Consider the following 25,825-nt stretch of genomic DNA (forward strand, 5'->3'; position numbering starts at 1 on the left):
TACAATTTAAAAAATGCTTGTCTATTTAATGTCATATAGAAGCGTTAAAAGGAAAGTCCGGACTACCGGGCTTCCTTTAATGAAGCGGCTCAGCGTGATGCCGCTTTTTTGTTGTCTGTACTTTGAGCTGGTTTCCCCATCCGGGGATATTTTATAGGGTAGGGTGCGATAATGATCGTTGAAAGTCATTCTTTGCTTGTAGCAGCAATTTTGGGTGTTGTTGAAGGGTTGACTGAGTTCTTACCGGTTTCATCTACAGGCCATCTGATCATCGCGGGAAATCTTCTGGGCTTTACCGGTGATACCTCGAAATCATTTGAAGTGGTTATCCAGTTAGGGTCCATTCTGGCCGTGGTAGTGATGTTCTGGCGTCGTTTGTTTGGCATGATTGGCCTGCACTTTGGCAAGCCGCCTGTTCATGAAGGCACGGGTAACCGCCGTCTGAATTTATTGCATATTATTTTAGGGATGATCCCGGCAACGATCCTGGGCTTGCTGCTGCACTCGCAGATTAAGTCCTTGTTTGAGCCGAAATTTGTGATGATTGCACTGGTCGTCGGTGGTGTTTTGCTGATTGCAGCCGAATTGTTGAAACCGAAAAAACCGCGTGCAGAAGGGGTGGATGACATCACTTACCTGCAGGCATTTATGATTGGTGTTTTCCAGTGTCTGGCGCTCTGGCCGGGATTCTCCCGTTCGGGTGCGACCATCAGCGGCGGGATGTTAATGGGCATCAGCCGTTTTGCGGCATCTGAGTTCTCTTTCCTGCTGGCGGTGCCGATGATGATGGGCGCGACAGCGCTGGATCTGTATAAGAGCTACAGCTTCCTGACGCTGGCTGATTTACCGATGTTCGCTACCGGTTTTATCAGCGCATTTATCGTTGCCCTGATTGCTATCAAAACCTTCCTGGCGGTGATTAAACGTATTTCGTTTATTCCGTTCGCCATCTATCGCTTCTTTGTAGCGATCGCGGTGTACTTCGTCTTTATCGCCTGATTTTCGGTTTATTGGCGACAAGAAATACTGGCGAGAAAAAAAGCCCCGGCGCAAAACGCACGGGGCTTTTTTTAATCGTTGATGGGGTCTAAATCGCTGCTTCCTGGGTTTGTTTCCAGTCTGCCAGAGCTTGTGTTCGACGCTTTTTCAGCTCATCGCGGATTTCAATTCCCTGAAAACCTGCATCCAGCACTTCTTTATTGGTAATGCTGTTCGCCACTTTGAAAGCCTCACGGAGATAATCACCTTGCGGATAAGGGTTGTTTTCAAAGGTGGTACGCCCGCGGGCGTCGGCTTCACTGGTCATAATCATCTGCTCAAGCCGCTGTGGTTTACGCCACACATCGATGGTGTCGAACAGTTTTAACAGGGTTTCCGGACGCAGCTTGTTCACGGTATGGATCAGGTCATGGAACTCTGCGACCAGTTTGGCTAAATCTCTTATATGCGTCGGGACTTTCAGGCGCTGACAAATATTTTCCACCAGTTTCACACCTGCCGGACCGTGGCCGTGATGCGCCGGCCAGAATTGCGGCGGGGTCAGCGCCTTGCCCAAATCATGGCAAAGTGCTGAGAAACGCACATCCACTTCAGGCGTCAGCGTGCTGGCGATTTTCAGCGTCATCAGCGTATGAATACCGGTATCAATTTCCGGATGCCATTTTTCTGGTGCCGGAACGCCAAACAGCGCATCGATTTCAGGGAACAGTACTTTGAGCGCGCCGCAGTCACGCAGCACCTGGAAATAGACCTGGGGATCCTGCGTCTGCAAGGCTTTTTCGGTTTCTTTCCACACACGTTCTGGTGTCAGCGCTTCCAGTTCACCGCTTTCTGCCATCTGCTGCATCAGCGCCTGCGTTTCCGGAGCGACCGTGAAACCTAAATGAGCAAATCGCGCGGCAAAACGGGCGACACGCAACACACGTAGCGGATCTTCACCGAAGGCATCCGAAACGTGACGCAACAGGCGTTGTTCGATATCGCGCTGTCCGTGATAGGGATCGACAAGTTCGCCATCTTTGCTTTTGGCGATCGCATTGATGGTAAGATCACGCCGCATCAGATCCTGTTCCAGCGTGACGTCCGGCGCGGCATAACAGGTGAAACCGTTATAACCGGAACCTGATTTTCGCTCTGTGCGGGCCAGGGCATATTCATCACGAGTGCGGGGATGCAGGAACACCGGGAAATCTTTCCCGACCTGCTGATAGCCGTTTTCCAGCATGTATTCAGGCGTTGCGCCGACCACTACCCAATCGTGTTCAGACACAGGCAGGTTTAATAAGCTGTCTCGGACTGCGCCGCCGACCAGGTAAATCTCCACGCGATAACTCCTGAAATAGGCCAAAGGGACTCTTTGTTCATCATAGCAAAGTTGGGCTGAAGATTTCCTGATTGATGGAAACACGAAAAGGCACCGAAGTGCCTTATGAAGTTAATCAGGATGTTGAGCTTTTAGCTCATCCAGCGATCTTTCTTCCTGCGACGTGGGATCAGATGTGGCAACAGCAGACCCAGAACCAGACCGACACCCGCGACACCGCCGCCGTACATAAACCATTGCAGAATAATGGTTCTTTGTTTGTCGTCGAGCTGGACATTGACCGCGTCAACTTTCTTCTTCGCCACGATCAGCTGATTTTTCAAATCCTGATTTTCTTTCTTCAGGCCATTGATAATGCCATCGCTGGAAGACACCTTGCTCTGCATTTCCGCAGTGCGCTGGTTCCAGCTGGAATCAATGTTGGTCAGTTTGTCAGTCAGCGTTTTCACCTGTTGTTCCAGATCCGGAACGCGGGTACGCAGGCTAGGCACATTGCTTAACTGATCCAGTGGGATCCAGGCTGTTTTGCCTTTTGAATCAACAATCTCACCATATTTAGTACTGTCGTTAACGCTGCGCAGGGTGACTTCTTCACCGGCATTCAGGGTGCCAACAATGCGATACTGATTACCCGGACCGCTGTGGATATAGGTGATCAAATCGTCGGAGATATAGCGCTTCTCATCAGCGTGAGCGCCCCATGTGATGCTTAAACCAAGCAAAGCGAAACCAATTAGGCGTAATTTCTGCATTATTTCATCGTTTCTTTGTGAATTTAGGGAACGTGAAGTGTGCATCCGTTTAATCAGGATACGTCTTCTGGCAACCGCCTCTGTTGGCCATTGCACTAATTCAGAGTCCAAAAGTTGGATTCATAGACCAAAAGTTGGGTGACCGATAGTAAGGGCAACAGTGTGACGACGCAATGTATAAACCGGAATGAGAACTATCTTACAATCCCGCAACATGCGGCTTGCGCGCTGTGCTTATGATAGAATTGCAGCGACGCGTTTATCCCTTTTGGCAGCAAAGAATCGGTGTGAAGACTCCTATGACCGTAGAAATAGAATTAAAATTTATCGCCACCCCGGCAGCAATCGCCGAATTACCTTCGCAACTCGCTGGATTTAACAGCGAGCACACCGCGCCTTCGAAACTGACCAACATCTATTTTGAGACTGCGGAAAACTATTTACGTTCGCACGATATTGGCCTGCGTATCCGTGGTTTCGACGATCAGTACGAAATGACCATCAAAACCGGCGGGAAAGTAGTGGGCGGTCTGCATCAGCGCCCTGAATACAATGTCGAGTTGAAAAAACCGGTGCTGAAACTCAGCGCGTTCCCGAAAGATATCTGGCCGGAAGGCTGCAAACCTGCCGCGCTGCAAAAAGAACTGGCACCGTTGTTCCGTACCGATTTCACCCGTGAGAAGTGGGTGATCACTTACGGCGAAAGCGAGATTGAGCTGGGTCTGGATCAGGGTGAAGTGGTGGCCGGTGAGCTTTCTGAAGCACTGGCAGAAATTGAACTGGAACTGAAAAAAGGCAACACCACCGATCTGCTGGCTCTGGCCGCTGAGATTGGCGCGCATGGCGGTTTACGTCAGGGCGGATTCAGCAAAGCCGCTCGGGGTTATCATCTGGCGAAAGGCAATCCGGCGCGTGAAATCAAACCGTTGCCGGTTTTTAAAGCTCAGCCGAAAGCGACCGTGGAACAGGCGATGTCCGCTATGTTCGAGCTGGCACTGGATCACTGGCAATATCATGAAGAGTTGTGGGTGCGTGGCGATAAAACTGCGCGTCTGACCGTGCTACAGGCCGTGGAAACAGTGCGTCAGGTGCTGGTGTTGTTTGGCGGGCTGGTGCCGCGTAAAGCCTCGTCTGAACTGCGTACGCTGCTGACCGATCTGGTTCCTGTGCTGGAGCAGAAATCTGCCGATGCGCAGGAAATCTGTTACAGCGCCAGCTACCTGAAATGCAAGTTAGTGCTTACTTCCTGGCTGGCAACCTCAGGCTGGACGCCTTTCATTGATGACAAATCGGCGAAAAAACTGGAAGGTTCTTTCAAACGCTTTGCCGACATCATGCTGGGCCGTACCGCTGCTGATCTGAAAGAGGCGTTTGCACAGCCGCTGACCGAAGAAGGCTACCGCGACCAGCTGGCGCGTCTGAAGCGTCAGATCATCACCTTCCATTTGCTGGGCGGTGCTTATCCTGAAAAAGACGTTGCCGCGTACATTGCGGGCTGGGCCGATCTGCAACAGGCCATCGTGCAGCAGCAACACGCCTGGGAGGATTCCGCCCGTTCTCATGCGGTAATGATGGATGCATTCTGGTTAAACGGACAACCTCGTTAATTGACTGATAAGCCTGGGCAAATAGCCCGGGCTTTTTTTTGCAAGGAATCTGATTTCATGTTGCCACTCTCTTCTGTTTTGCAAAGTCATGCTCAGAGTCTGCTTGAGCGCTGGCGTGAACATCCTGAAAACCTCCCGCTTCCCGATGATCAACAGCTGGCCGTTTTAACCAGCAGTGAATTCGTCACGGACAGTTTGCTGGCGTTTGGGCAGTGGTGGCATGAAATCAATGAAACACCGCCTCAGTCCCAGGAGTGGCAGCTTTATCGCCCGTGGCTGGAAGAAGCACTGACCGGTGTGACGGATGAAAACGGGCTGATGAAAGCACTGCGACTGTTCCGTCGCCGTATTCTCACCCGTATCGCCTGGTCGCAATCGGCGCAAACCAGCGAAGCGAAAGACACGCTGCATCAGCTGAGTGAACTGGCTGAACTGCTGATCGTCAGCGCCCGCGACTGGCTTTACGACGCTTGCTGTCGGGAGTTTGGTACGCCGGTTAATGCTGCTGGCGAACCGCAAAAAATGCTGATCCTCGGGATGGGCAAGCTGGGCGGCGGGGAGCTGAATTTCTCTTCAGATATCGATCTGATTTTTGCCTACCCGGAAAACGGTCAGACCCGCGGCGGGCGACGCGAACTGGATAATGCTCAGTTCTTTACCCGCCTTGGACAGCGGCTGATCAAAGCGCTGGATCAGCCGACTATCGACGGTTTTGTTTACCGTGTCGATATGCGTCTGCGTCCGTTTGGTGACAGCGGCCCGTTGGTGATGAGTTTCCCGGCGCTGGAAGATTATTATCAGGAGCAGGGGCGCGACTGGGAACGTTACGCGATGGTGAAGGCGCGGCTGATGGGCGGCGCGGAAGATATCAGCAGTCAGGAACTGCGCAAAATGTTGATGCCTTTTGTGTTCCGCCGTTACATCGATTTCAGCGTCATCCAGTCATTACGTAATATGAAAGGAATGATCGCCCGTGAAGTCCGTCGCCGGGGGTTGAAAGACAACATTAAACTCGGCGCAGGCGGCATCCGCGAAATTGAATTTATCGTGCAGGTTTTCCAGCTTATCCGCGGCGGGCGTGAACCGGCATTGCAGCAGCGTGCATTGCTGCCGACGTTGCAGGCGCTGGAAAATCTGAGCATCCTGCCGGTCGAGCAGGTGTTGCAACTGCGCAGCAGTTATCTGTTCCTGCGTCGTCTGGAAAACCTGTTGCAGGCAATTTCCGATGAACAGACGCAGACTTTGCCTTCCGATGAACTGAATCAGGCGCGTCTGGCCTGGGGAATGGATTACGCCGACTGGCCACAGCTTCTGGATGCAGTGAATGCTCACATGCAGGCCGTGCGTGCGGTGTTTAACGATCTGATTGGCGATGACACGCCTGACTCTGAAGACGATCAGCAACAGGCCCAGTTCAGCAGTTTGTGGATTGATTTGCTGGAACCTGCCGAACTGGCGCCTCTGGTTCCACTGCTCGATGAAAACGCGCAGCGTCATGTTTTGCAGCAGATTGCCGAGTTTCGTCGTGATGTCGATAAGCGCACTATCGGACCGCGCGGACGCGAGCAACTCGATTTACTGATGCCGCGTCTGCTGGCGCAGGTGTGTACCTATAAAAATGCCGACGTGACACTTCAGCGCCTGATGCAACTGCTGCTCAATATCGTCACGCGGACCACTTATATCGAGCTGCTGGTGGAATATCCCGGTGCGCTCAAACAGTTAATCCGCCTGTGTGCCGCGTCACCGATGGTCGCGACGCAGCTGGCCCGTCATCCGTTACTGCTCGATGAGTTACTCGATCCGCGCACGTTGTATCAGCCGATTGAACTGACCGCCTATCGCGATGAACTGCGTCAGTATCTGATGCGCGTGCCGACAGAAGACGAAGAGCAGCAGCTTGAAGCCGTGCGGCAGTTCAAGCAGGCGCAGCATCTGCGTATCGCCGCCGGGGATATTTCCGGAGCGCTGCCGGTGATGAAAGTCAGCGACCATTTAACCTATCTTGCCGAAGCTATCCTCGACGTGGTGGTGCAGCAGGCGTGGGAACAGATGGTCGCGAAATACGGTCAGCCGACGCATCTTCAGCACCGTGAAGGCCGTGGTTTTGCCGTGATTGGTTACGGAAAACTCGGCGGCTGGGAGCTGGGTTACAGTTCCGATCTGGATCTGGTCTTCCTGCTCGACTGTGCGCCGGAAGTCATGACTGACGGCGAGCGCGTCATCGACGGCCGTCAGTTTTATCTGCGGCTGGCGCAACGCATTATGCATTTATTCAGCACGCGCACATCGTCGGGCATTCTTTATGAAGTTGATGCGCGTCTGCGGCCTTCCGGCGCGTCCGGTATGCTGGTCAGCACCATCGAAGCGTTTGCCGATTATCAGGCCAATGAAGCCTGGACGTGGGAACATCAGGCGCTGGTGCGCGCTCGCGTGGTTTACGGCGATCCGCAGCTGACGCAGCAGTTTAACACCACGCGCCGCGATATTTTATGCCGCCAGCGTGATGACGACGGGTTGCGCAAAGAAGTGCGCGAGATGCGCGAGAAAATGTATGCCCATCTCGGCAGTAAAAAGGCTGACCAGTTTGATCTGAAAGCCGATCCGGGTGGCATCACTGATATTGAATTCATTGCACAATATCTGGTCTTACGCTTTGCTCATGACGAGCCAAAGCTGACCCGCTGGTCCGATAATGTGAGGATTTTTGAGCTGATGGCGCAACACGACATCATGCCGGAAGACGAGGCACGAAATCTGACGCAGGCTTATGTCACGCTGCGCGACGAAATTCATCACCTCGCGTTACAGGAACATAGCGGAAAAGTGGCCGCAGATAGCTTTGCGGCGGAGCGCGCACAAATCCGCGCCAGCTGGGCGAACTGGCTGGGCTGAGGGTTTTTATTCGGGTAACAGGCGCTTGTGATATTATCCGGCGCATTGTGTTTACCCGATTTGATTTATCTGTTTTGGAGTCTTGGGATGAAAGTGACTTTGCCTGATTTCCACCGTGCCGGCGTGCTGGTGGTCGGTGACGTAATGTTAGACCGCTACTGGTATGGCCCGACCAACCGTATTTCTCCGGAAGCGCCGGTACCGGTCGTGAAGGTGAATACTATTGAGGAACGTCCCGGCGGCGCGGCAAACGTGGCGATGAACATTTCGTCTCTCGGTGCTTCTTCGCGTCTGATCGGCCTGACCGGCGTGGATGACGCGGCACGTGCGCTAAGCGAACGTCTGGCGGAAGTGAAAGTAAACTGCGATTTCGTGGCGTTGCCCTCGCATCCGACCATCACCAAATTGCGTATTTTGTCCCGTAACCAGCAGCTGATCCGCCTCGACTTTGAAGAAGGTTTTGAAGGCGTAGATCTCCAGCCGATGCTGACCAAAATCGAACAAGCCTTGCCGCAAAGTGGCGCGCTGGTGCTGTCTGACTACGCCAAAGGCGCGCTGACGGAAGTGCAGAAAATGATCCAGCTGGCGAGAAAAGCCGGTGTGCCGGTGCTGGTGGATCCTAAAGGTTCTGATTTCGAACGTTATCGCGGTGCGACATTGCTGACGCCAAATCTGTCCGAATTCGAAGCCGTTGTCGGCCGTTGCAAAAACGAAGATGAAATCGTCACGCGCGGTATGCAACTGATTGCTGATTTCGAGCTTTCTGCGTTGCTGGTGACCCGTTCTGAGCACGGTATGACGCTGTTGCAGCCGGGCAAAGCGCCTTTCCATATGCCAACGCAGGCGCAGGAAGTGTATGACGTGACCGGTGCCGGTGACACGGTGATCGGTACGCTGGCCGCGGCGCTTGCCGCCGGGAATACGCTGGAAGAATCCTGCTTCCTGGCCAACGCCGCCGCCGGTGTGGTGGTCGGAAAACTCGGTACGTCTACCGTTTCTCCGGTTGAGCTGGAAAATGCTATCGGCGGGCGTTCAGACGTCGGCTTCGGCGTGATGAATGAAGAGCAACTGAAAGCGGCTGTGGCGATGGCCCGTCAGCGCGGCGAAAAAGTCGTAATGACCAATGGCATCTTTGACATCCTCCACGCGGGACATGTTTCTTATCTGGCGAATGCCCGCAAACTCGGCGACCGTCTGATTGTTGCCGTTAACAGCGATGCCTCGACCAAGCGTCTGAAAGGCGAAACCCGTCCGGTGAATGCGCTGCAAAACCGCATGATCGTGCTGGGCGCGCTGGGTGCGGTCGACTGGGTGGTTTCTTTTGATGAAGACACGCCGCAGCGTTTGATCGCCGGGATCTTGCCTGATCTGCTGGTGAAAGGCGGTGACTATAAGCCTGAGCAAATCGCCGGTTGTCAGGAAGTCTGGGCGAATGGCGGCGAAGTGCGCGTGCTGAATTTTGAAGATGGTTTATCTACCACTAAAATCATCAATCAGATTAAAGCTCAGGACTGATTTCCACATCGTTTATTTGCATGAAAGGGCTTATCTGATAAGCCCTTTTTCTTTTTGATGATGTCGTCAATAACACTAAACGGAAGTGACTTTGCTGTGGGCGGATTAACGTTGTGAGCGGATTAAAACAGGAGTTAAGCCTGGCACAGGGCGTCGGGCTGTTATCTACGTCGCTGCTGGGAACGGGTGTTTTCGCGGTGCCCGCGCTGGCGGCGCAACTGGCGCAAAATGACAGCCTGTGGGCGTGGCCGGTGCTTATCCTGCTGGTGTTTCCTATTGCCATCGGTTTTGCCGCACTCGGACGCCATTTCCCCAGCGCAGGCGGAGCGGCGCATTTTGTCGGCAAAGCTTTCGGTCCCCATATGGCGCGCGTCACCGGCTGGTTATTCCTGTCGGTGATCCCGGTCGGCTTACCCGCCGCGCTGCATATCGCGGCCGGGTTCTGGCAGGCGGCATTTGGCTGGAGCAGTGAAAATCTTCTGCTGGTTCAGCTCGGTACGTTGCTGGTTATCTGGTTTCTCGGTACCCGCAGCGCAGGTTCGAGCGCCAACATCCAGACGCTGATCGCTTTGCTGGTCATCGCGCTGGTGATTGCTATCTGGTGGAAAGGGGGGATTTCCCTGCCTGAAATCCCGTTGCCTGCGATAGGTGAGGTTTCACCCGTAAACCTGTTCGATGCACTGGCAGTAATGTTCTGGTGCTTTGTCGGGCTGGAAGCGTTTGCCCATCTGGCGACAGAATTTCGCAATCCGGAACGGGATTTTCCGCGCGCGCTGCTGATTGGCATGCTGGTGGCGGGCGCCGTGTACTGGGGTTGTACGGTCGCTGTGCTGAAATTCCATGCCTGGGGAGAAGGGCGGGAAGCGGGCGCTTCTCTGCCCGGCATTGTCGTGCAACTGTTCGGGCAAAAAGCGCTGTGGGTGGCCTGCATCATTGGCTATCTGGCGTGTTTTGCCAGCGTGAATATTTATACCCAAAGCTTTGCCCGGCTGGTGTGGTCGCAGGCTCAGCTCAAGCCGCAAAGTAAGCTGGCGCAGCTTTCTTCTCAGCAGGTGCCGGTCGCGGCGCTCAATCTGGTGGTCGGCAGTTGTATGCTATTTACCCTGCTGATTTACTGGCTGCATCTGCCATTGGGCGCGCTGATCACTTATGCCAACGGGATTTTCATCCTGATATACCTGCTCTGTATGCTGGCGGGGACGCGACTTTTGAAAGGGCGTTCAAAATGGATGGCGATGCTGGGTGCCGTGTTGTGCTGCGGATTACTGGCGATGGTCGGCTGGAAAGCATTGTATGCCGTGGTGGTATTTGCTGCGCTTTCGCTGTTATTGCCCCGCGCAAAAACGGTACTCAATACACAATAAGCCGTACCGTACACAGTAAAAAGGCCTGCTTAGAAGGCCTTTTCTGTTACTACTTCAGCAATCCGCGTAACTCGTGCAAATCAGGCCGGATCTTGCGGTTTTTCCGCTTCAGCTTGTTTGCTTTCCAGCGCCGCAAGACGTTGTTCCAGTACGGCCAGCTTTTCGCGGGTGCGCAGTAAAACTTGCGTCTGCACGTCAAACTCTTCGCGATTGACTAAATCCATACGGCTGAACTGCGCCTGTAATACCTGGCGGATTTTCTTTTCGGCATCTTCACCAAACTCACGGATCCCTTTAGGCATAGATTCGTGAACCTGGCGGGCAATTTGTTCAATTTTTTTCGGGTCAATCATGATTATTCCTTTTCTCGAAGGAGGTGCTTTTCCTTAGTGTAATCGCTGACGCCGTTTCTATAAACCTTCAGGGGCACTAATTGGCCAATCCGCAGGATTGCCCTGTACATTTATTGGCGCTATAGTTGTTTTGCTTATTCTCAGGGCGGGGTGAAAGTCCCCACCGGCGGTAAACCACGGAATATCGGAAGGATCATAATCCCTTCCATGTGGAAGCCCGCGAGCGCTCAATCCTTCGGGGTTAGAGGTCAGCAGATCCGGTGTGATTCCGGGGCCGACGGTTAAAGTCCGGATGGGAGAGAGTAACGATTCAAGCCGGGCACAGTATTGCCCGCTGCGTTATTTTTTATAACTGTAGCACGCCATGCAGCTGCTTCAGCTAGCCTCCTCAAGACGCCCTGATTCTGGTAATCCACATACAGAACATGAGGTTATTTTTACCATGAATCAGACCCTACTTTCCGAATTCGGTACATCAACTGAACGTGTTGAGCGTGCTCTTGACGCCATGCGTAACGGCGTTGGTGTGTTAGTACTGGATGACGAAGATCGTGAAAACGAAGGCGATTTAATTTTTGCCGCTGAAAACATGACCGTTGAGCAAATGGCGCTGACCATTCGTCACGGCAGCGGAATTGTGTGCCTCACCATGAATGAAGACAGCCGTAAAAAGCTGGATTTACCCATGATGGTTGAGAACAACTCCAGCCCGTTCCAGACGCCGTTTACCGTGACTATCGAAGCGGTTGAAGGCGTGACCACCGGTGTTTCTGCGGCTGACCGCATCACCACTATCCGTGCGGCAATCAAAGACGGCGCGAAACCTTCTGACCTGAACCGCCCGGGGCATATCTTCCCGCTGCGCGCACAGGCCGGTGGCGTGCTGACCCGTGGTGGTCACACCGAAGCGTCTATCGATCTGGCGACACTGGCAGGCCTGAAGCCTTTCGGCGTGCTGTGTGAACTGACCAATGACGATGGCACCATGGCGCACGCGCCTGAAGTGATTGTGTTTGCCCGTCAGCATAATATGCCGGTCGTGACCATCGCCGATCTGGTGGCTTATCGTCAGGCGCAGACCCGTCAGGCAAGCTGAATGAACACCGATCGTGCGTAACATAAAGGCCGCTTATGCGGCCTTTTACTTTTGAATCCTGCAATTTGTCTTTAGCGCAATTTTTCATCATCTTCTTTTGATTTGTCTCATCAAATTTATTGAACATCTCCTTCACGGTTATCCGGCTGTAACCCGCAATCAAAAAGAGTACCGTAATCACATCATGCGGAGGTGCTTAACAGCCCGCTCACCTTTTATTTGCGGTAAGGAATTTATGATGACAACTCAACGTATGCCCGCACTTTTCTTAGGCCACGGCAGCCCGATGAACGTGCTGGAAGACAACACTTATACCCGTGCCTGGCATGCGCTGGGCGAATCATTACCACGACCGAAAGCGATTCTGGCTGTTTCTGCTCACTGGTTTACCCGCGGCACGGCGGTAACGGCGATGGATAATCCGCGCACTATTCATGACTTTGGTGGGTTCCCGCAGGCGTTGTTTGATAAACGTTATCCGGCACCGGGTTCACCGGCTCTGGCGAAACGGGTTCAGGAATTGCTCAGCCCGGTGAATGTGATGGCCGACACCAGCGAGTGGGGTTTTGACCACGGGACCTGGGGCGTGCTGATCAAGATGTATCCGGATGCCGATATTCCGGTTATCCAGCTGAGTATCGACGGAACGCAACCGCCGGAATATCACTATGAGTTAGGCAAGAAACTGGCTGTTCTGCGTGACGAAGGGGTGATGATTGTCGCCAGCGGAAACGTGGTGCATAACCTGCGGATGGTGAAATGGGATGGTAACGGCGAGCCGTACCCGTGGGCGATTGCGTTTGAGAAATATGTGAAAGATAACCTGAGCTGGAAGGGCGAGGCGAAAGATCATCCTCTGGTGAAGTTTATGGAACATGAGGGCGGCGCGTTATCGAATCCGTCTCCGGATCACTATCTGCCATTGTTATATGTTTTAGGCGCGTGGGATGGTACAGAGCCGATCACACAGCCAACGGACGGGATCGTGATGGGATCGCTTTCTATGCTTTCCGTTCAGGTTGGGTAATCCGGTAAATAGAAAGGATAATGAAAAATCTCATTATCCTTTTTTAGTTTTTTTATCCGACAATGGTGTGCGGATAAAAACGTGACAGATCCTGCGTGATCAGCGCTTTATCTTCACGAATGCCGATCCCGCAAGGCTGATCGTTGACCAGCCAGCTGCCGATCAGCGTGTAACTGCCTTCAAACACCGGCAACGGATGGAACTGCTGCACAATCATGCCTTCAGCGCCATACGGGCCTTCAACGCTCGCCACTTCCTGACCTTTTTCGATCACTTTGATGTTAGCGCCTTCGCGTGAAAACAGCGGTTTCACAACGTAGTGATCCAGCTCCGGATGCGGGTCTTCGGCGAAATAAGCCGGTAACAGATTCGGGTGATCCGGGAACATTTCCCACAGCAACGGAAGCAGGGCTTTATTCGACAGAATCGCTTTCCAGGCCGGTTCCAGCCAGCGGACACCCGCGTCTTCCAGTTTGGTGGCAAACACTTCGCGGAACATGAATTCCCACGGATACAGCTTGAACAGGTTAGAAATCACCTGATCCTGAGTGTCAGTGAATTGTCCGCGTTCGCCCAGACCGATTTCCTCGATGAACAGGAATTCACTGGCCAGTTCAGCTTCCAGCGCGCAGTCCTGCAAATATTGCACGGTACCGCGATCTTCTTCAGTGTCCTGGCAGCAGGCGATGTGCAGCAGCGAAAAACCGTGCTGATTTTTCAGCTCAGCAAAACGCTCGATCAGCTTTTCCTGTAAACTGTTGTACTGGTCAGCATCCTGAGTCAGGTTGCCAGCCGCGATTTGATCTTCCAGCCACAGCCACTGGAAGAAGGCCGCTTCGTACAAAGATGTCGGCGTGTCGGCGTTATTTTCCAACAGCTTAGGCGGATTGACACCGTCGTAGGCCAGATCCAGACGCGAATACAGCGAAGGTTGTTGCGTGCGCCATGAACTGCGGACAAAGTCCCAGACGTGCTTTGGGATCTGGAATTTCGCCATCAGTTTGTCGTCGTTCACCACGCGCTCAACCACTTTCAGGCACATCTGGTGGATGTCAGCGGTGGCGTCTTCGATCTCTTCAATCTGCGCCAGTGTGAACTGGTAATACGCATCTTCACACCAGTACGGCTCGCCATACATGGTGTGAAAATTGAAGCCAAACTCCGTGGCTTTTTCGCGCCAGTCCGGACGCTCGTTAATGGCTAAACGTTTCATCTGATTCTCTTAGCCACCCATACTGCGGCCAGGGCTGCGGGTCGCGGCGGAAGAGCTGCGCTGCATCGAGGTTTGTTTGGCTACGCTGTCGCCGAAACCGCCACGGGTGATGGTGTTGGTGACGGCAGGTTTTGGTGCCATCGCCGTTTTCGGTACGTTCATGGTACGTCCGCCCGCAGTGGCAGGACCGTAGTTTTTACCGGTCGCATCGACGAATTTGCCGTTCGCCGGGCTGGCCGGATTTTTTGAGCTGAACAGAGGCTGTTGCGCGTAGCCGCCGCCGCCCATCATGCGTCCCATCATGTAGCCTGCCATCAGGGGCATCCACATGCTGCCGCCGCTGCTCTGGTTTTCAGCCGTGGCCACTCCAGCCTGAGCCGGAGCCTGAGTACACTGGCCTTCGCCAAATTCAGCGATACAGTCTTCACGGCTGGCATATTTTGGCGCGGTTTTAGCGGCTTCCTGTTTAGCAGCATCATAAGCGGCGACACATTGTGCGCTGCCGGACGGATTGGCTTTCGAGCAGTCGTCCGCATTCTGATACAGAGAAACTGTTTCGTCGATTTTCTCGCAGCCGGCCAGCATAAAGACCGCACTGACTGCCAGAGCGACAGGAGTGATTCGAGAGCTACGCCATGATTTACGGAAGGTAGCTAAGTTGACTTGTTGTGTCCGTTTCATCGTTCTTATCCCATGTGTAGGGCTTTTTCGCCCTTTCCCAGTAGGGCCTAAGAATAGGGGAAAGTTGGTTAATGTTAAAGCAGCGACAGGCAATTGTTACGAGACTTTACAGAGCGGCGTGATACAGGCAAAAAAAAGCAGCCTTTTCAGGCTGCCTTAGGGGAAATGCGGAGGGCTTTTCAGGATCAGTTCTGGAAAGGATTGCCGCTTTTCCTGGTGGTGTTAGCAGAGGTCGTTGCACTGGCTTGTTGAGCGCGTGGTGCAGGTGCTGCTGCAGTTTTGTTACCGTAACCGTCTGCCGCTGCATCCTGGTCTGGCGTTTCCGGCGCAACCTGATCAGGCGCTGTCGGAACCGGTTTACCCAGAGCACCGTTCAGTGCCAGCAGGTCGCTTTCGTTCAGTGTACCCAGCGCGGACTTGATGTTCAGCTGGTTGATCAGGTACGTGTAACGTGCGCTGGAAAGCTGTTGTTTGGCGTTATACAACGTGGTGGTCGCATCCAGCACATCAACGATGGTACGTGTACCCACCTGATAACCGGCTTCCATCGCATCTAAAGAACTCTGAGCAGAAACAACGGCTTGTTTATACGCGTTGATGCTGCTGATTGAGGCAGAGATGTTGTTGAAGGAAGAACGAACGGTCTGAACAACGCTGCGGTGCGCGCTTTCCAGTTGTTCGCTGGCGCCAACGAAGTTGTACTGAGCTTGTTTGACCTGAGAGGTCACAGAACCGCCGCTGTACAGTGGCAGGGAGAAGCTCAGACCAATTTTGTTCTGGCCAGCATCGGCATCCTGGTAGCTTGAAGAACCCCCGGTTTTGTCGCCGTGATACTTGGTATTGCTGATGCCGGTAGAGGCAGTCAGATCCACTGTTGGCATGTGGCCGGTTTCCGCATAACGGATTTGCTCACGTGCCAGATCCTGTGACAGACGCGCAGACAGCAAGCTCAGGTTGCGGCTTTCTGCTTCTTTCAACAGCGTCGCGACCGGTTGCGGACGCGTGGTGTTGAAGTTGTCAACATTCAGGGAAGACAGTTGCGGATAATACATACCGGTCACCTGACGCAGGGACTCCAGTGCGTTATCCAGGTTATTACGGGCAGTCACTTCGTTCGCCAACACGGTGTCGTATTGTGAACGGGCGTTCTGCACGTCGGTGATGGCAACCAGACCCACGTTAAAACGCTGAGTGGTTTGATCCAGCTGGCGGTAAATTGCCTGTTTCTGCGCTTCGGTATAAGAGAGTGAATCGATCGCACTCAAAACGTTGAAATAAGCCGTTGCGGAATTCAGGATCAATGATTGCTGATCAGTCTGATATGACACATCCTGAATACCGGCAGTTTTTTCCTGCAAAGTCAGGGCGCGCCATTTTGACATATCAAAAATGGTCTGCGTTAATTGCAGGCTGGCGCTGCCAACATCGCTGTTAACGCCATTGGCATCACGGTAGCCATTGGTATATCCATAATCCGCACCCAATCCGAGTTGCGGTAATAAAGGACTGCGGCTTTCGTTGATTTTTTCGAATGCAGCATCCCGGTCAGCAGCAGATTTGCGCAGGTCCGGGTTACTTGTCCTGGCTTGCTGATAGACCTGCATCAGGTTTTCGGCCTGGCTTATCGTACTAAAGCCGCCCAGGCTGAGTCCGATGAGAAGGGGGAGCAGTTTCTTCATTTGCATTCCTTGTTGTGCAGCAATGTTGTTATGTATGGTGGCGCAGTCAAATTACCAATAGACGCGGATTCTAGCAGAGTCAGGCTAGCGGGGCGGTTGGCTTAACGTGCCTTCCCGACTGAATGAGCCTAAATCTATCACAAACAACCTTGATTATTATTAACGCATTTTCATCAAATTGACCTCAAAGGGCGATAAATTACCTTTAAGAGGCATTAAGGAAACATTCCATGTCTTCATTTAAACGGTCACCGGTTACTTTCGGTAAAGATGATGTAGAAATTATTGCACGTGAGACGCGATATAAAGGTTTTTTTTCTATTATTGCATATCGGTTTCGCCATCGGCTGTTTAATGGGGAAATGAGCGGGGAAGTTGTGCGCGAAGTTTTCGAGCGCGGACATGCCGCCGTGCTATTACCTTATGATCCGCAACGGGATGAAGTGGTGCTGATTGAGCAGATCCGTATCCCCGCATTGGATTCAAGTGATACCCCTTGGCTTCTGGAGATGGTCGCCGGTATCATTGAAGAGGGCGAGACAGTCGAAGATGTCGCCCGCCGCGAAGCACTCGAGGAAGCGAACATTGTGGTGAAGCGCTGCAAACCGGCTCTGAATTACCTGGCAAGTCCGGGCGGAACCAGCGAGCGTCTTTCCATTATGGTCGGGGAAGTCGATGCCACGACGGCAGAGGGAATTCACGGTCTGGAAGCAGAGAATGAAGACATCCGGGTACATGTAGTCAGCCGCGAACAGGCTTACCGCTGGGTGGAAGAAGGAGCGATAGACAATGCGGCGTCAGTGATTGCCCTGCAATGGCTGCAGCTGCACCATGAATCCCTGAGAAAAGAGTGGGCCAACTAATGATTAAGCGCTATACCCCTGATTTCCCTGAAATGATGAGATTGTGCGAAACCAATTTTGCACAATTGCGCCGTTTAATGCCACGCACCGATGAGCCTGGTGAAACCGTGACATATCAGGTGAGTAGCGCGACGTATTGCCTGACGATCCTCGAATCAACGCGTTATACCTCGCTGGTGGAAATCAAACAGACGGCGCCGGCTGTCAGTTACTGGAGTCTGCCTTCGCTCACCGTTCGCCTGTATCACGATGCGATGGTGGCTGAAGTGTGTGCAAGTCAGCAGATCTTTCGTTTCAAAGCACGCTATGATTACCCGAATAAAAAGTTGCATCAGCGTGATGAAAAGCATCAAATTAACCAGTTCCTTGCGGACTGGCTGCGTTATTGCCTTGCGCATGGAGCGATGGCAATTCCGGTTTGTTAGACAGACTTCAACAACAAAGGAAACGATTTGGAAAGCCTGTTTACACTGCCTTTGGTGAATGGGGCCAAAGTCAGGATTCTACAAATTACTGATACCCATCTCTTTGCCGGTGAAGATGAAACGTTGTTAGGCGTGAATACGTTTAACAGCTATCGCGCAGTGCTGGACGCAATCAAAGCCCAGCAGCGCGAAGTCGATATTATCGCGGCAACCGGTGACTTGGCGCAGGATCAGTCCGTGGAAGCCTACCATCAGTTTGCGCGCGGCATCTGTGAACTGACGGCGCCTTGCGTCTGGCTGCCCGGCAACCATGATTTCCAGCCGGCGATGGTCAATGCCTTGCAGGATGCGGGTATTAGCCCTTCCAAGCATGTTCTCCTCGGTGAACACTGGCAAATTGTCCTGCTTGATACACAGGTCTTCGGCGTGCCTCACGGTGAGCTGAGCGAATATCAGCTGGAATGGCTGGTGCGCTGCCTTGATGCTTATCCCGATCGTTTTACATTGCTGATGCTCCATCATCATCCGCTGCCTTCCGGCTGTACGTGGCTGGATCAGCACAGCCTGCGCAATGCGCATATGCTGGCGAACACGCTGGTGAATTACCCGAAAGTGAATACGCTTTTGTGCGGACATATTCATCAGGAGCTGGATCTCGACTGGTATGGCCGTCGTCTTTACGCGACGCCGTCAACCTGCGTACAGTTCAAACCACATTGCACGAATTTCACGATTGATACTGTTGCGCCGGGCTGGCGCTATCTCGATTTGTATCCGGATGGCCGCGTGGAGACTGAAGTCTTCCGTCTGGAAACCAGCGAGTTTCATCCTGACACGGAGTCGGACGGCTACGAATGAACACCTTACTTTACCTGCACGGATTCAACAGTTCTCCCAACTCGGCGAAAGCGACGGCGTTGAAAAACTGGCTGGCGGTCAATCATCCCCATATTGATATGGTTGTCCCGCAGTTACCGCCTTATCCGGCCGATGCGGCCGAACAACTTGAGAGTCTGGTGATCAGCAATGCGGGTAAAAAGCTGGGGATTGTCGGCTCGTCACTCGGCGGGTATTACGCGACCTGGTTGTCGCAATGTTTTGCCGTGCCTGCGGTGGTGGTGAACCCTGCGGTGAAGCCGTATGAGCTGCTGATCGACTTCCTCGGGCAAAACGAGAACCCCTACACCGGACAACAATATGTGTTAGAGTCACGCCACGTTTACGATCTGAAAGTGATGCAGGTCGAACCGCTGGAGTCACCGGATTTACTCTGGTTGCTGCAGCAAACGGGCGATGAAATTCTCGATTACCGTCAGGCTGTGGCCTATTACACCACCTGTCGCCAGACGGTCGAACCCGAAGGAAATCATGCATTTGTCGGCTTTGAGCGTTATTTTTCGCCGATTGTAGATTTCCTTGAGCTGGCCGCAGACTAACATCGTCAGGGTGATTTTATCCCCGGATTAATCGCGTCTGCTTGCTGCCAGTGCTGCTACCCGCCCAAATACTGTATCGTTAGCCCACAAACCTATGAGCCACGAATAATCAACGATGAGCCAATCAACTTATAACGCGGATTCCATAGAGGTCCTCAGCGGACTCGAACCGGTGCGCCGCCGTCCGGGCATGTATACCGATACCACCCGGCCAAACCATCTCGGCCAGGAAGTTATTGATAACAGCGTGGATGAGGCATTAGCCGGCCACGCGAAACGCATCGAAGTGATCCTTCACGAAGACCAGTCTCTTGAAGTCATCGATGATGGACGTGGTATGCCCGTGGATATCCACGCAGAAGAAGGCGTCCCGGCAGTTGAACTGATTTTCTGCCGTCTGCACGCAGGCGGTAAATTCTCGAATAAAAACTACCAGTTCTCCGGCGGCCTGCACGGCGTAGGGATCTCGGTGGTCAACGCCTTGTCTAAACGCGTCGAAGTGGCGGTAAAACGCGGCGGCGAAGTGTATGAAATGGCGTTTGAGAACGGCGATAAAGTGCAGGATTTGCACGTGACCGGCACCTGCGGTAAACGCAATACCGGAACCAGCGTACATTTCTGGCCAGATGGCAGCTTCTTCGACAGCCCGCGTTTTTCGGTCAGCCGCCTCAGCCATTTGCTGAAAGCCAAAGCCGTACTGTGTCCTGGCGTAGAAATTCTGTTCAAAGACAAAGTGAATAACACCGAGCAACGCTGGTGTTATGAAGACGGTCTGACTGACTACCTGATGGAAGCCGTCAATGGCCTGATCACTTTGCCTGAAAAAGCCTTTGTCGGTAATTTTGCCGGTGATACTGAAGCTGTAGACTGGGCGCTGTTGTGGCTGCCGGAAGGCGGCGAACTGCTGACCGAAAGCTATGTCAACCTGATCCCGACCATGCAGGGCGGTACACACGTCAACGGTCTGCGTCAGGGGCTGCTCGACGCCATGCGTGAGTTCTGCGAGTTCCGCAATATCCTGCCGCGCGGCGTGAAGCTGTCTGCGGAAGATATCTGGGAACGCTGCGCCTATGTGCTGTCAGTAAAAATGCAGGATCCGCAATTCGCCGGTCAGACCAAAGAACGTCTGTCTTCGCGCCAGTGTGCAGCGTTTGTTTCCGGCGTAGTGAAAGATGCGTTCAGTCTGTGGCTGAACCAGAACGTTCAGGCGGCAGAACAGCTGGCTGAACTGTGCATTTCCAGCGCTCAGCGTCGTCTGCGCGCAGCGAAAAAAGTCGTGCGTAAGAAACTGACCAGCGGTCCTGCGCTGCCGGGCAAACTGGCGGACTGTACGTCGCAGGATCTGAACATGACCGAACTGTTCCTGGTGGAAGGGGATTCCGCTGGCGGTTCTGCCAAACAGGCACGTGATCGTGAATATCAGGCGATCATGCCGCTCAAAGGTAAGATCTTAAACACGTGGGAAGTCTCTTCCGATGAAGTGCTGGCTTCGCAGGAAGTGCACGACATTTCCGTGGCGATCGGTATCGATCCGGACAGCGAAGATCTGACCCAGCTGCGTTACGGCAAGATCTGTATCCTTGCGGATGCGGACTCCGACGGCTTACATATCGCCACGCTGCTGTGCGCATTGTTTGTCCGTCACTTCCGGTCCCTGGTGCGTGGTGGTCATGTGTATGTGGCGATGCCGCCTTTATACCGTATCGATCTGGGCAAAGAAGTGTTCTACGCGCTGGATGAGCAGGAAAAAGAAGGCGTGCTGGATCAGCTGAAACGCAAGAAAGGCAAACCGAACGTACAGCGCTTCAAAGGTCTGGGTGAAATGAACCCGCTTCAGCTGCGCGAAACCACGCTGGATCCGAATACCCGTCGTCTGGTGCAGCTGACTATCGATGAAGAGGATATCGATCAGACGCTGCGCATGATGGATATGTTGCTGGCCAAGAAGCGTTCTGAAGATCGCCGTAACTGGTTGCAGGAAAAAGGCGACACTGCCGAACTGGACGTCTGATCCTTTTCATTTCGCTGCACCCATAAAAAATGCCGGACGCTTTACAGCTCCGGCATTTTTGTTTTTAATCTGCGCCGGTCTTACGACTACGCTTTCTCAATAATATGGATCACCACATCCAGCACGTCGGCTTTGATGTTTTCGCGGTGCTTGTCCATATGTTCAGCCTGCTGATGCGCTTCGAGATGCGCCAGGCTTTCCCAGTCTTCCAGCATAAAGATGGAATCAGGTACGGTTTTACGCCACGGGATCTGACCGTTGAAATCAACGTAAGGCTCGTAACGGTGGCAGCCTTTTTCAGCCAGAACGTCCGGCAGCAGGGCGGTGATTTTTTCCAAAACCGAATCGCGGCGGCCTGGTTTTACTTTGATTTCAGCAATAACAGTGATCATAAAAAACCTCTTTCCCGGGTGACCTTAAACCTTAAGCCTGACCGAATACATTTTCAAGGTGAGCACGGTAGCGCGCAAAATCACCTTCCACATCAGGCTGTTTAATCACGTCGTTACACATAAAGGTCGGCAGCGTATCGAGGCCGATAAACTGGTTGGCTTTGTGTTGTGCCAGATAAACGCCGTCAACGCCGACGCCGTGGAAGAACTGTTCTTTATCTTCGAATGCTTCCAGAGGCGCGTTCCAGGTCACGGACAGCATGTAGCATTTGCCATGCAGCAGGCCACCTGACCCGTATTTTTTCGATTCATCAGAACGGGTACGACCATCGCTGGCGTACAGTTTGCCGTGACCTTCAGTGAACACTTCATCAATGTATTTTTTCAGCGTCCATGGCATCCCCATCCACCAGCCCGGCTGCTGATAAATAATGGCATCTGCCCACAGATAGCTTTCGATTTCGGTTTGCACGTCATAACCGTCTTCCAGCACGGTCACACGCACGTCGTGGCCTTTGTCGCGCAGGAAGCTGGTGGCGACTTCAGTCAGGCTGTTGTTCAGTGCGCCTTTGGAATGGGCAAATGTTTTGCCGGCATTGATAATCAGGATATTGCTCATGGAGTTCCCTTAAATAGAATTCTGGTGGTCAGGCTGTTATCACGTAGTGTACTTAACTCTGCCCCGCAGAAAAATGTGATATTGCGCACAAGACTATTGACTCAGATGCAATAATGGAAGAAACAGCACGGCAATTTAGCCATTTTATTGCGGAATAACTGTTTAAAAAGAAGGCATAAACACAGCAACTGTGACAGCCATACGGCAGATGATGTACTATCGCGAACATCATTGCCTCGTGTAAGCCGCCTTACTATGCGCCAGCGGGTGCAAGCTTCCTTAATTTCCAAAACGATAACGCCACGGGTCTGAGGATTAAACATCAATGAGCGAAATGACTCATGACGGAACAGAGCGTTTAGCCCTGCACACGTTTACTGAGAACGCCTATCTCAACTATTCCATGTACGTCATCATGGACCGCGCGCTGCCGTTTATCGGTGACGGGCTCAAACCGGTACAGCGCCGTATTATTTATGCGATGTCCGAGCTGGGCCTGAGTAATAACGCCAAATTCAAAAAATCCGCGCGTACCGTCGGTGACGTGCTGGGTAAATACCATCCGCATGGCGACAGCGCCTGTTACGAAGCGATGGTGCTGATGGCGCAGCCTTTCTCTTACCGTTATCCGCTGGTTGACGGGCAAGGGAACTGGGGGGCGCCGGATGATCCGAAATCCTTCGCTGCGATGCGTTATACCGAATCGCGTCTGTCGAAATATGCCGACGTTCTGTTACGTGAATTAGGGCAGGGGACGGTTGATTACGTACCGAACTTTGACGGCACCATGCAGGAGCCGAAAATGCTGCCTGCGCGTCTGCCGAATATTCTGCTCAATGGCACCACCGGCATTGCGGTCGGGATGGCGACGGATATTCCGCCGCATAACATCCGTGAAGTGGCTGCCGCTGCGGTCGCGTTGCTGGAAAAACCGAACAGCTCGCTGGAAGATTTGCTGGAATTCGTTCAGGGGCCAGATTTCCCGACCGAAGCCGAAATCATTACGCCACGCAATGAAATCCGCAAAATGTACGAATCGGGCAAAGGCTCGGTGCGTATGCGTGCGGTCTGGCACAAAGAAGATGGCAGCGCGGTGATCACCGCGTTACCGCATCAGGTGTCCGGTGCGAAAGTGCTGGAACAAATTGCCAACCAGATGCGTGCCAAAAAGCTGCCGATGGTCGAAGATCTGCGTGACGAATCCGATCACGAGAACCCGACGCGTCTGGTGGTGGTTCCGCGTTCTAACCGTATCGACCTTGATCAGGTGATGAATCACCTGTTCGCGACCACGGATCTGGAACGCAGCTACCGCATCAACATGAATATGATCGGCCTTGATCACCGTCCTCAGGTGAAAGGGTTGCTGGAAATTCTGACCGAATGGCTGGTTTATCGTCGCGATACCGTACGCCGTCGTCTGAATTACCGCCTCGATAAAGTGCTGAAACGTCTGCATATCCTCGAGGGTTTGCTGACGGCGTTCCTGAATATTGATGAAGTTATTCACATCATCCGTAGCGAAGACGAGCCAAAACCGGTGCTGATGCAGCGTTTTGAGCTGTCTGATACTCAGGCAGAAGCGATTCTCGAGTTGAAATTACGTCATTTGGCGAAACTCGAAGAAACCAAGATCCGCGGTGAGCAGGATGAACTGGCGAAAGAGCGCGATCAGCTGCAGGCGCTGCTGGCCTCTGAACGCAAACTCAGCACACTGATCCGCAAAGAAATTCAGGCTGATGCTGAAGCCTTTGGTGACGAGCGTCGTTCGCCGATCACTGAACGCGAAGAAGCTAAAGCGATGAGCGAGCACGATTTCATTCCGTCTGAGCCGGTCACGATTGTGTTGTCCGAATCTGGCTGGGTGCGCAGTGCTAAAGGTCATGACATTGATGCTTCCGGCCTGAGCTACAAAGCCGGCGACAGTTTCCGTGCTGCAGCGAAAGGCAAGAGCAATCAGCCGGTGGTGTTTATGGATTCCACCGGGCGCAGTTACGCGCTGGATCCGACCACGTTGCCATCGGCGCGCGGCCAGGGTGAACCACTGACCGGTAAACTGACGCCGCCGCCGGGCGCGACCATTGAACACGTGCTGATGGCTGCCGACGATCAGAAGTTACTGATGGCTTCCGATGCCGGTTACGGTTTCGTCTGTACCTTCAATGATTTAGTGGCGCGCAACCGTGCCGGTAAAGCGATGATCACCTTGCCGGAAAATGCGAAAGCGTTCCCGCCAATGGAGTTGCATGGCGCTGATGATATGTTGCTGTCGATCACTGCCGCGGGCCGGATGCTGATGTTCCCGGTGGCTGATTTGCCTCAGTTGTCGAAAGGCAAAGGTAACAAAATTGTTTCAATCCCTTCTGCGCAAGCAGCAAGTGGTGAAGATAAACTACAATGGCTGCTGGTGTTGCCACCGCAAACATCAGTTACCCTGCACGTGGGTAAACGTAAGCTGGTTCTGCGTCCGGAAGATTTGCAGAAATTCCGTGCTGAACGTGGCCGCAAGGGAACCCTGCTGCCACGCGGGCTGCAACGTATCGATCGGGTTGAAGTCGATGCGCCTGTGCGCACCGGTGGTGGTGACAGCGAAGAATAAAATGGCTGTAACTTCTTAACAGACAGGGCACATTTGTGCCCTGAACTCGTTTGAGAGGTTTGCAGCGGCCTGAGACTGTTGTGCAGTGCAAAGATTTTACATTTGTATCAATAAAACCGTTGTGCCCTGCTGAATGAGGCTTGAGAATAGTTCACCTCACAGGGAGCGAAACTGCACAGGTTTCTTACTGGCTTCGGCTGTAGTTTTAAGAGGATGTTATGTTATTTATTTTGCGTCTGATTATCGTGGTGGTTTACTCGATTCTGGTCTCTGTTTTTGGTTGTATTTATTGTCTTTTCAGTCCGCGTAACCCGAAACATGTGTCGACTTTCGGTAAGCTGTTTGGTCGTCTGGCACCGGTATTTGGCCTTCGTGTTGAACAACGTATTCCTGCAGAAGCAGTGAATAACGGCAACTGTATTTATATTGCCAACCATCAGAACAATTATGACATGGTGACGGCTTCGTCCGTCGTCATGCCAGGAACGGTGACCGTCGGCAAGAAAAGCCTGGCCTGGATCCCGTTCTTTGGTCAGCTTTACTGGCTGACGGGCAACCTGCTGATTGACCGAGATAATCGCGCCAAAGCGCACGGTACCATTTCTCAGGTCGTGACCCAGATTAAGAAAAAGAATCTGTCGATCTGGATGTTCCCGGAAGGGACCCGCAGCCGTGGCCGTGGCCTGATGCCATTTAAAACCGGCGCTTTCCATGCTGCCATTGCTGCCGGCGTGCCGATTGTGCCGATCTGCGTATCGAACACCAGTAACAAGGTGAAGTTAAATCGCTGGTCAAACGGTCTGGTGATTGTTGAGATGCTGCCGCCAATCGACACCAGCGGTTATACCAAAGAGCGCCTGCGTGAGTTGTCCGAGCATTGCCGTCAGATCATGGCGGACAAAATTGCTGAGCTGGATGCCGAAGTGGCGCAGCGCGAAGCCGCCGCAAAAAAATAAAATTCAGTTGATGCCATTT

The 25,825-nt window shown here is 53.0% G+C and carries 22 protein-coding genes and 1 riboswitch; of the genes, 14 read left to right on the forward strand and 8 right to left on the reverse strand.

Annotation, left to right across the window (positions count from 1 at the left end):
* The first annotated feature begins 174 nt into the window (after positions 1-174).
* Positions 175-999 carry an undecaprenyl-diphosphate phosphatase gene (gene bacA, locus ACJY2G_RS05440; RefSeq protein ID WP_112286837.1) on the forward strand — a complete coding sequence of 275 codons (825 nt, stop codon included), beginning with the start codon at positions 175-177 and terminating at the stop codon, positions 997-999.
* 88 nt (positions 1,000-1,087) lie between these two features.
* On the opposite strand, the gene ACJY2G_RS05445 is transcribed toward bacA, so the two are convergent.
* Both ACJY2G_RS05445 and ACJY2G_RS05450 read right to left on the reverse strand, forming a co-directional pair.
* Positions 1,088-2,323, reverse strand: a complete 1,236-nt coding sequence (locus tag ACJY2G_RS05445) for a multifunctional CCA addition/repair protein (RefSeq protein WP_112286725.1) — start codon at positions 2,321-2,323, stop codon at positions 1,088-1,090.
* Positions 2,324-2,454: 131 nt separating this feature from the next.
* Positions 2,455-3,075, reverse strand: a complete 621-nt coding sequence (locus ACJY2G_RS05450; RefSeq protein ID WP_112286724.1) for a TIGR04211 family SH3 domain-containing protein — start codon at positions 3,073-3,075, stop codon at positions 2,455-2,457.
* Between the two features lie 299 nt (positions 3,076-3,374).
* On the opposite strand from ACJY2G_RS05450, the gene ACJY2G_RS05455 reads away from it, so the two are divergent.
* From ACJY2G_RS05455 to yjeH, 4 genes are all read left to right on the forward strand, one after another.
* Positions 3,375-4,682: a CYTH and CHAD domain-containing protein gene (locus ACJY2G_RS05455; protein ID WP_439291456.1), complete on the forward strand. Its 1,308-nt coding sequence runs from the start codon at positions 3,375-3,377 to the stop codon at positions 4,680-4,682.
* A gap of 57 nt (positions 4,683-4,739) precedes the next feature.
* On the forward strand, positions 4,740-7,577 hold the full coding sequence (gene glnE / locus ACJY2G_RS05460) for a bifunctional [glutamate--ammonia ligase]-adenylyl-L-tyrosine phosphorylase/[glutamate--ammonia-ligase] adenylyltransferase (RefSeq protein ID WP_439291458.1): 2,838 nt from the start codon (positions 4,740-4,742) through the stop codon (positions 7,575-7,577).
* 87 nt (positions 7,578-7,664) lie between these two features.
* A complete protein-coding gene (hldE, locus tag ACJY2G_RS05465) occupies positions 7,665-9,092 on the forward strand; it encodes a bifunctional D-glycero-beta-D-manno-heptose-7-phosphate kinase/D-glycero-beta-D-manno-heptose 1-phosphate adenylyltransferase HldE (protein WP_112286721.1) in 1,428 nt (475 codons plus the stop codon).
* Between the two features lie 113 nt (positions 9,093-9,205).
* Complete coding sequence (yjeH, locus tag ACJY2G_RS05470) at positions 9,206-10,456, forward strand: L-methionine/branched-chain amino acid transporter (RefSeq protein WP_439291461.1); 1,251 nt, start codon at positions 9,206-9,208, stop codon at positions 10,454-10,456.
* Positions 10,457-10,536: 80 nt separating this feature from the next.
* Here the strand turns inward: yjeH and ubiK are convergent, their stop codons facing one another.
* On the reverse strand, positions 10,537-10,809 hold the full coding sequence (ubiK, locus tag ACJY2G_RS05475) for a ubiquinone biosynthesis accessory factor UbiK (protein WP_101078416.1): 273 nt from the start codon (positions 10,807-10,809) through the stop codon (positions 10,537-10,539).
* Between the two features lie 132 nt (positions 10,810-10,941).
* Positions 10,942-11,117: riboswitch (FMN riboswitch) on the forward strand.
* A gap of 134 nt (positions 11,118-11,251) precedes the next feature.
* Between ubiK and ribB the strand changes: the two genes are divergently transcribed.
* Positions 11,252-11,905, forward strand: a complete 654-nt coding sequence (ribB, locus tag ACJY2G_RS05480) for a 3,4-dihydroxy-2-butanone-4-phosphate synthase (protein ID WP_113877376.1) — start codon at positions 11,252-11,254, stop codon at positions 11,903-11,905.
* A 238-nt stretch (positions 11,906-12,143) separates the two neighbouring features.
* The gene (gene ygiD / locus ACJY2G_RS05485) at positions 12,144-12,932 is read left to right on the forward strand and encodes a 4,5-DOPA dioxygenase extradiol (RefSeq protein WP_430320081.1); all 789 of its coding nucleotides are present in this window, start codon (positions 12,144-12,146) and stop codon (positions 12,930-12,932) included.
* 52 nt (positions 12,933-12,984) lie between these two features.
* On the opposite strand, the gene ACJY2G_RS05490 is transcribed toward ygiD, so the two are convergent.
* The 3 genes from ACJY2G_RS05490 to tolC all read right to left on the reverse strand — a co-directional run bounded on the left by ACJY2G_RS05490 (position 12,985) and on the right by tolC (position 16,511).
* Complete coding sequence (locus tag ACJY2G_RS05490) at positions 12,985-14,145, reverse strand: glutathionylspermidine synthase family protein (RefSeq protein ID WP_112286716.1); 1,161 nt, start codon at positions 14,143-14,145, stop codon at positions 12,985-12,987.
* A gap of 9 nt (positions 14,146-14,154) precedes the next feature.
* Complete coding sequence (locus ACJY2G_RS05495) at positions 14,155-14,826, reverse strand: DUF1190 family protein (RefSeq protein ID WP_439291464.1); 672 nt, start codon at positions 14,824-14,826, stop codon at positions 14,155-14,157.
* 185 nt (positions 14,827-15,011) lie between these two features.
* Positions 15,012-16,511 carry an outer membrane channel protein TolC gene (gene tolC, locus ACJY2G_RS05500; protein WP_276320306.1) on the reverse strand — a complete coding sequence of 500 codons (1,500 nt, stop codon included), beginning with the start codon at positions 16,509-16,511 and terminating at the stop codon, positions 15,012-15,014.
* Between the two features lie 224 nt (positions 16,512-16,735).
* Here tolC and nudF point away from each other — a divergent pair, with 224 nt between their 5' ends.
* The 5 genes from nudF to parE all read left to right on the forward strand — a co-directional run bounded on the left by nudF (position 16,736) and on the right by parE (position 21,240).
* Positions 16,736-17,368 (forward strand): ADP-ribose diphosphatase, encoded by a 633-nt coding sequence (nudF, locus tag ACJY2G_RS05505; protein WP_112286713.1) that lies wholly within the window; start codon positions 16,736-16,738, stop codon positions 17,366-17,368.
* Entirely contained in the window at positions 17,368-17,793 is a 426-nt protein-coding gene (locus ACJY2G_RS05510; protein ID WP_095923552.1) for a DUF1249 family protein, read from the forward strand. The genes nudF and ACJY2G_RS05510 overlap by 1 nt, the downstream gene beginning before the upstream one ends.
* Before the next feature lie 27 nt (positions 17,794-17,820).
* A complete protein-coding gene (gene cpdA, locus ACJY2G_RS05515; RefSeq protein WP_217173546.1) occupies positions 17,821-18,651 on the forward strand; it encodes a 3',5'-cyclic-AMP phosphodiesterase in 831 nt (276 codons plus the stop codon).
* Complete coding sequence (gene yqiA, locus ACJY2G_RS05520) at positions 18,648-19,229, forward strand: esterase YqiA (RefSeq protein WP_112286711.1); 582 nt, start codon at positions 18,648-18,650, stop codon at positions 19,227-19,229. Before cpdA ends, yqiA begins: the two co-directional genes overlap by 4 nt.
* Positions 19,230-19,344: 115 nt before the next feature.
* A complete protein-coding gene (gene parE / locus ACJY2G_RS05525; RefSeq protein ID WP_112286710.1) occupies positions 19,345-21,240 on the forward strand; it encodes a DNA topoisomerase IV subunit B in 1,896 nt (631 codons plus the stop codon).
* An 86-nt stretch (positions 21,241-21,326) separates the two neighbouring features.
* Here the strand turns inward: parE and ACJY2G_RS05530 are convergent, their stop codons facing one another.
* Both ACJY2G_RS05530 and ACJY2G_RS05535 read right to left on the reverse strand, forming a co-directional pair.
* Positions 21,327-21,632 (reverse strand): putative quinol monooxygenase, encoded by a 306-nt coding sequence (locus ACJY2G_RS05530; RefSeq protein ID WP_113877380.1) that lies wholly within the window; start codon positions 21,630-21,632, stop codon positions 21,327-21,329.
* Between the two features lie 31 nt (positions 21,633-21,663).
* Positions 21,664-22,251 carry an NAD(P)H-dependent oxidoreductase gene (locus ACJY2G_RS05535; RefSeq protein ID WP_112286708.1) on the reverse strand — a complete coding sequence of 196 codons (588 nt, stop codon included), beginning with the start codon at positions 22,249-22,251 and terminating at the stop codon, positions 21,664-21,666.
* 325 nt (positions 22,252-22,576) lie between these two features.
* On the opposite strand from ACJY2G_RS05535, the gene parC reads away from it, so the two are divergent.
* Positions 22,577-24,850 carry a DNA topoisomerase IV subunit A gene (parC, locus tag ACJY2G_RS05540; RefSeq protein ID WP_112286707.1) on the forward strand — a complete coding sequence of 758 codons (2,274 nt, stop codon included), beginning with the start codon at positions 22,577-22,579 and terminating at the stop codon, positions 24,848-24,850.
* Between the two features lie 218 nt (positions 24,851-25,068).
* The gene (locus ACJY2G_RS05545; protein WP_112286706.1) at positions 25,069-25,806 is read left to right on the forward strand and encodes a 1-acylglycerol-3-phosphate O-acyltransferase; all 738 of its coding nucleotides are present in this window, start codon (positions 25,069-25,071) and stop codon (positions 25,804-25,806) included.
* Positions 25,807-25,825: the final 19 nt, after the last annotated feature.

It is taken from the genome of Rahnella sp. ATs2 (assembly GCF_051851855.1).
Lineage (GTDB): Bacteria > Pseudomonadota > Gammaproteobacteria > Enterobacterales > Enterobacteriaceae > Rahnella > Rahnella variigena.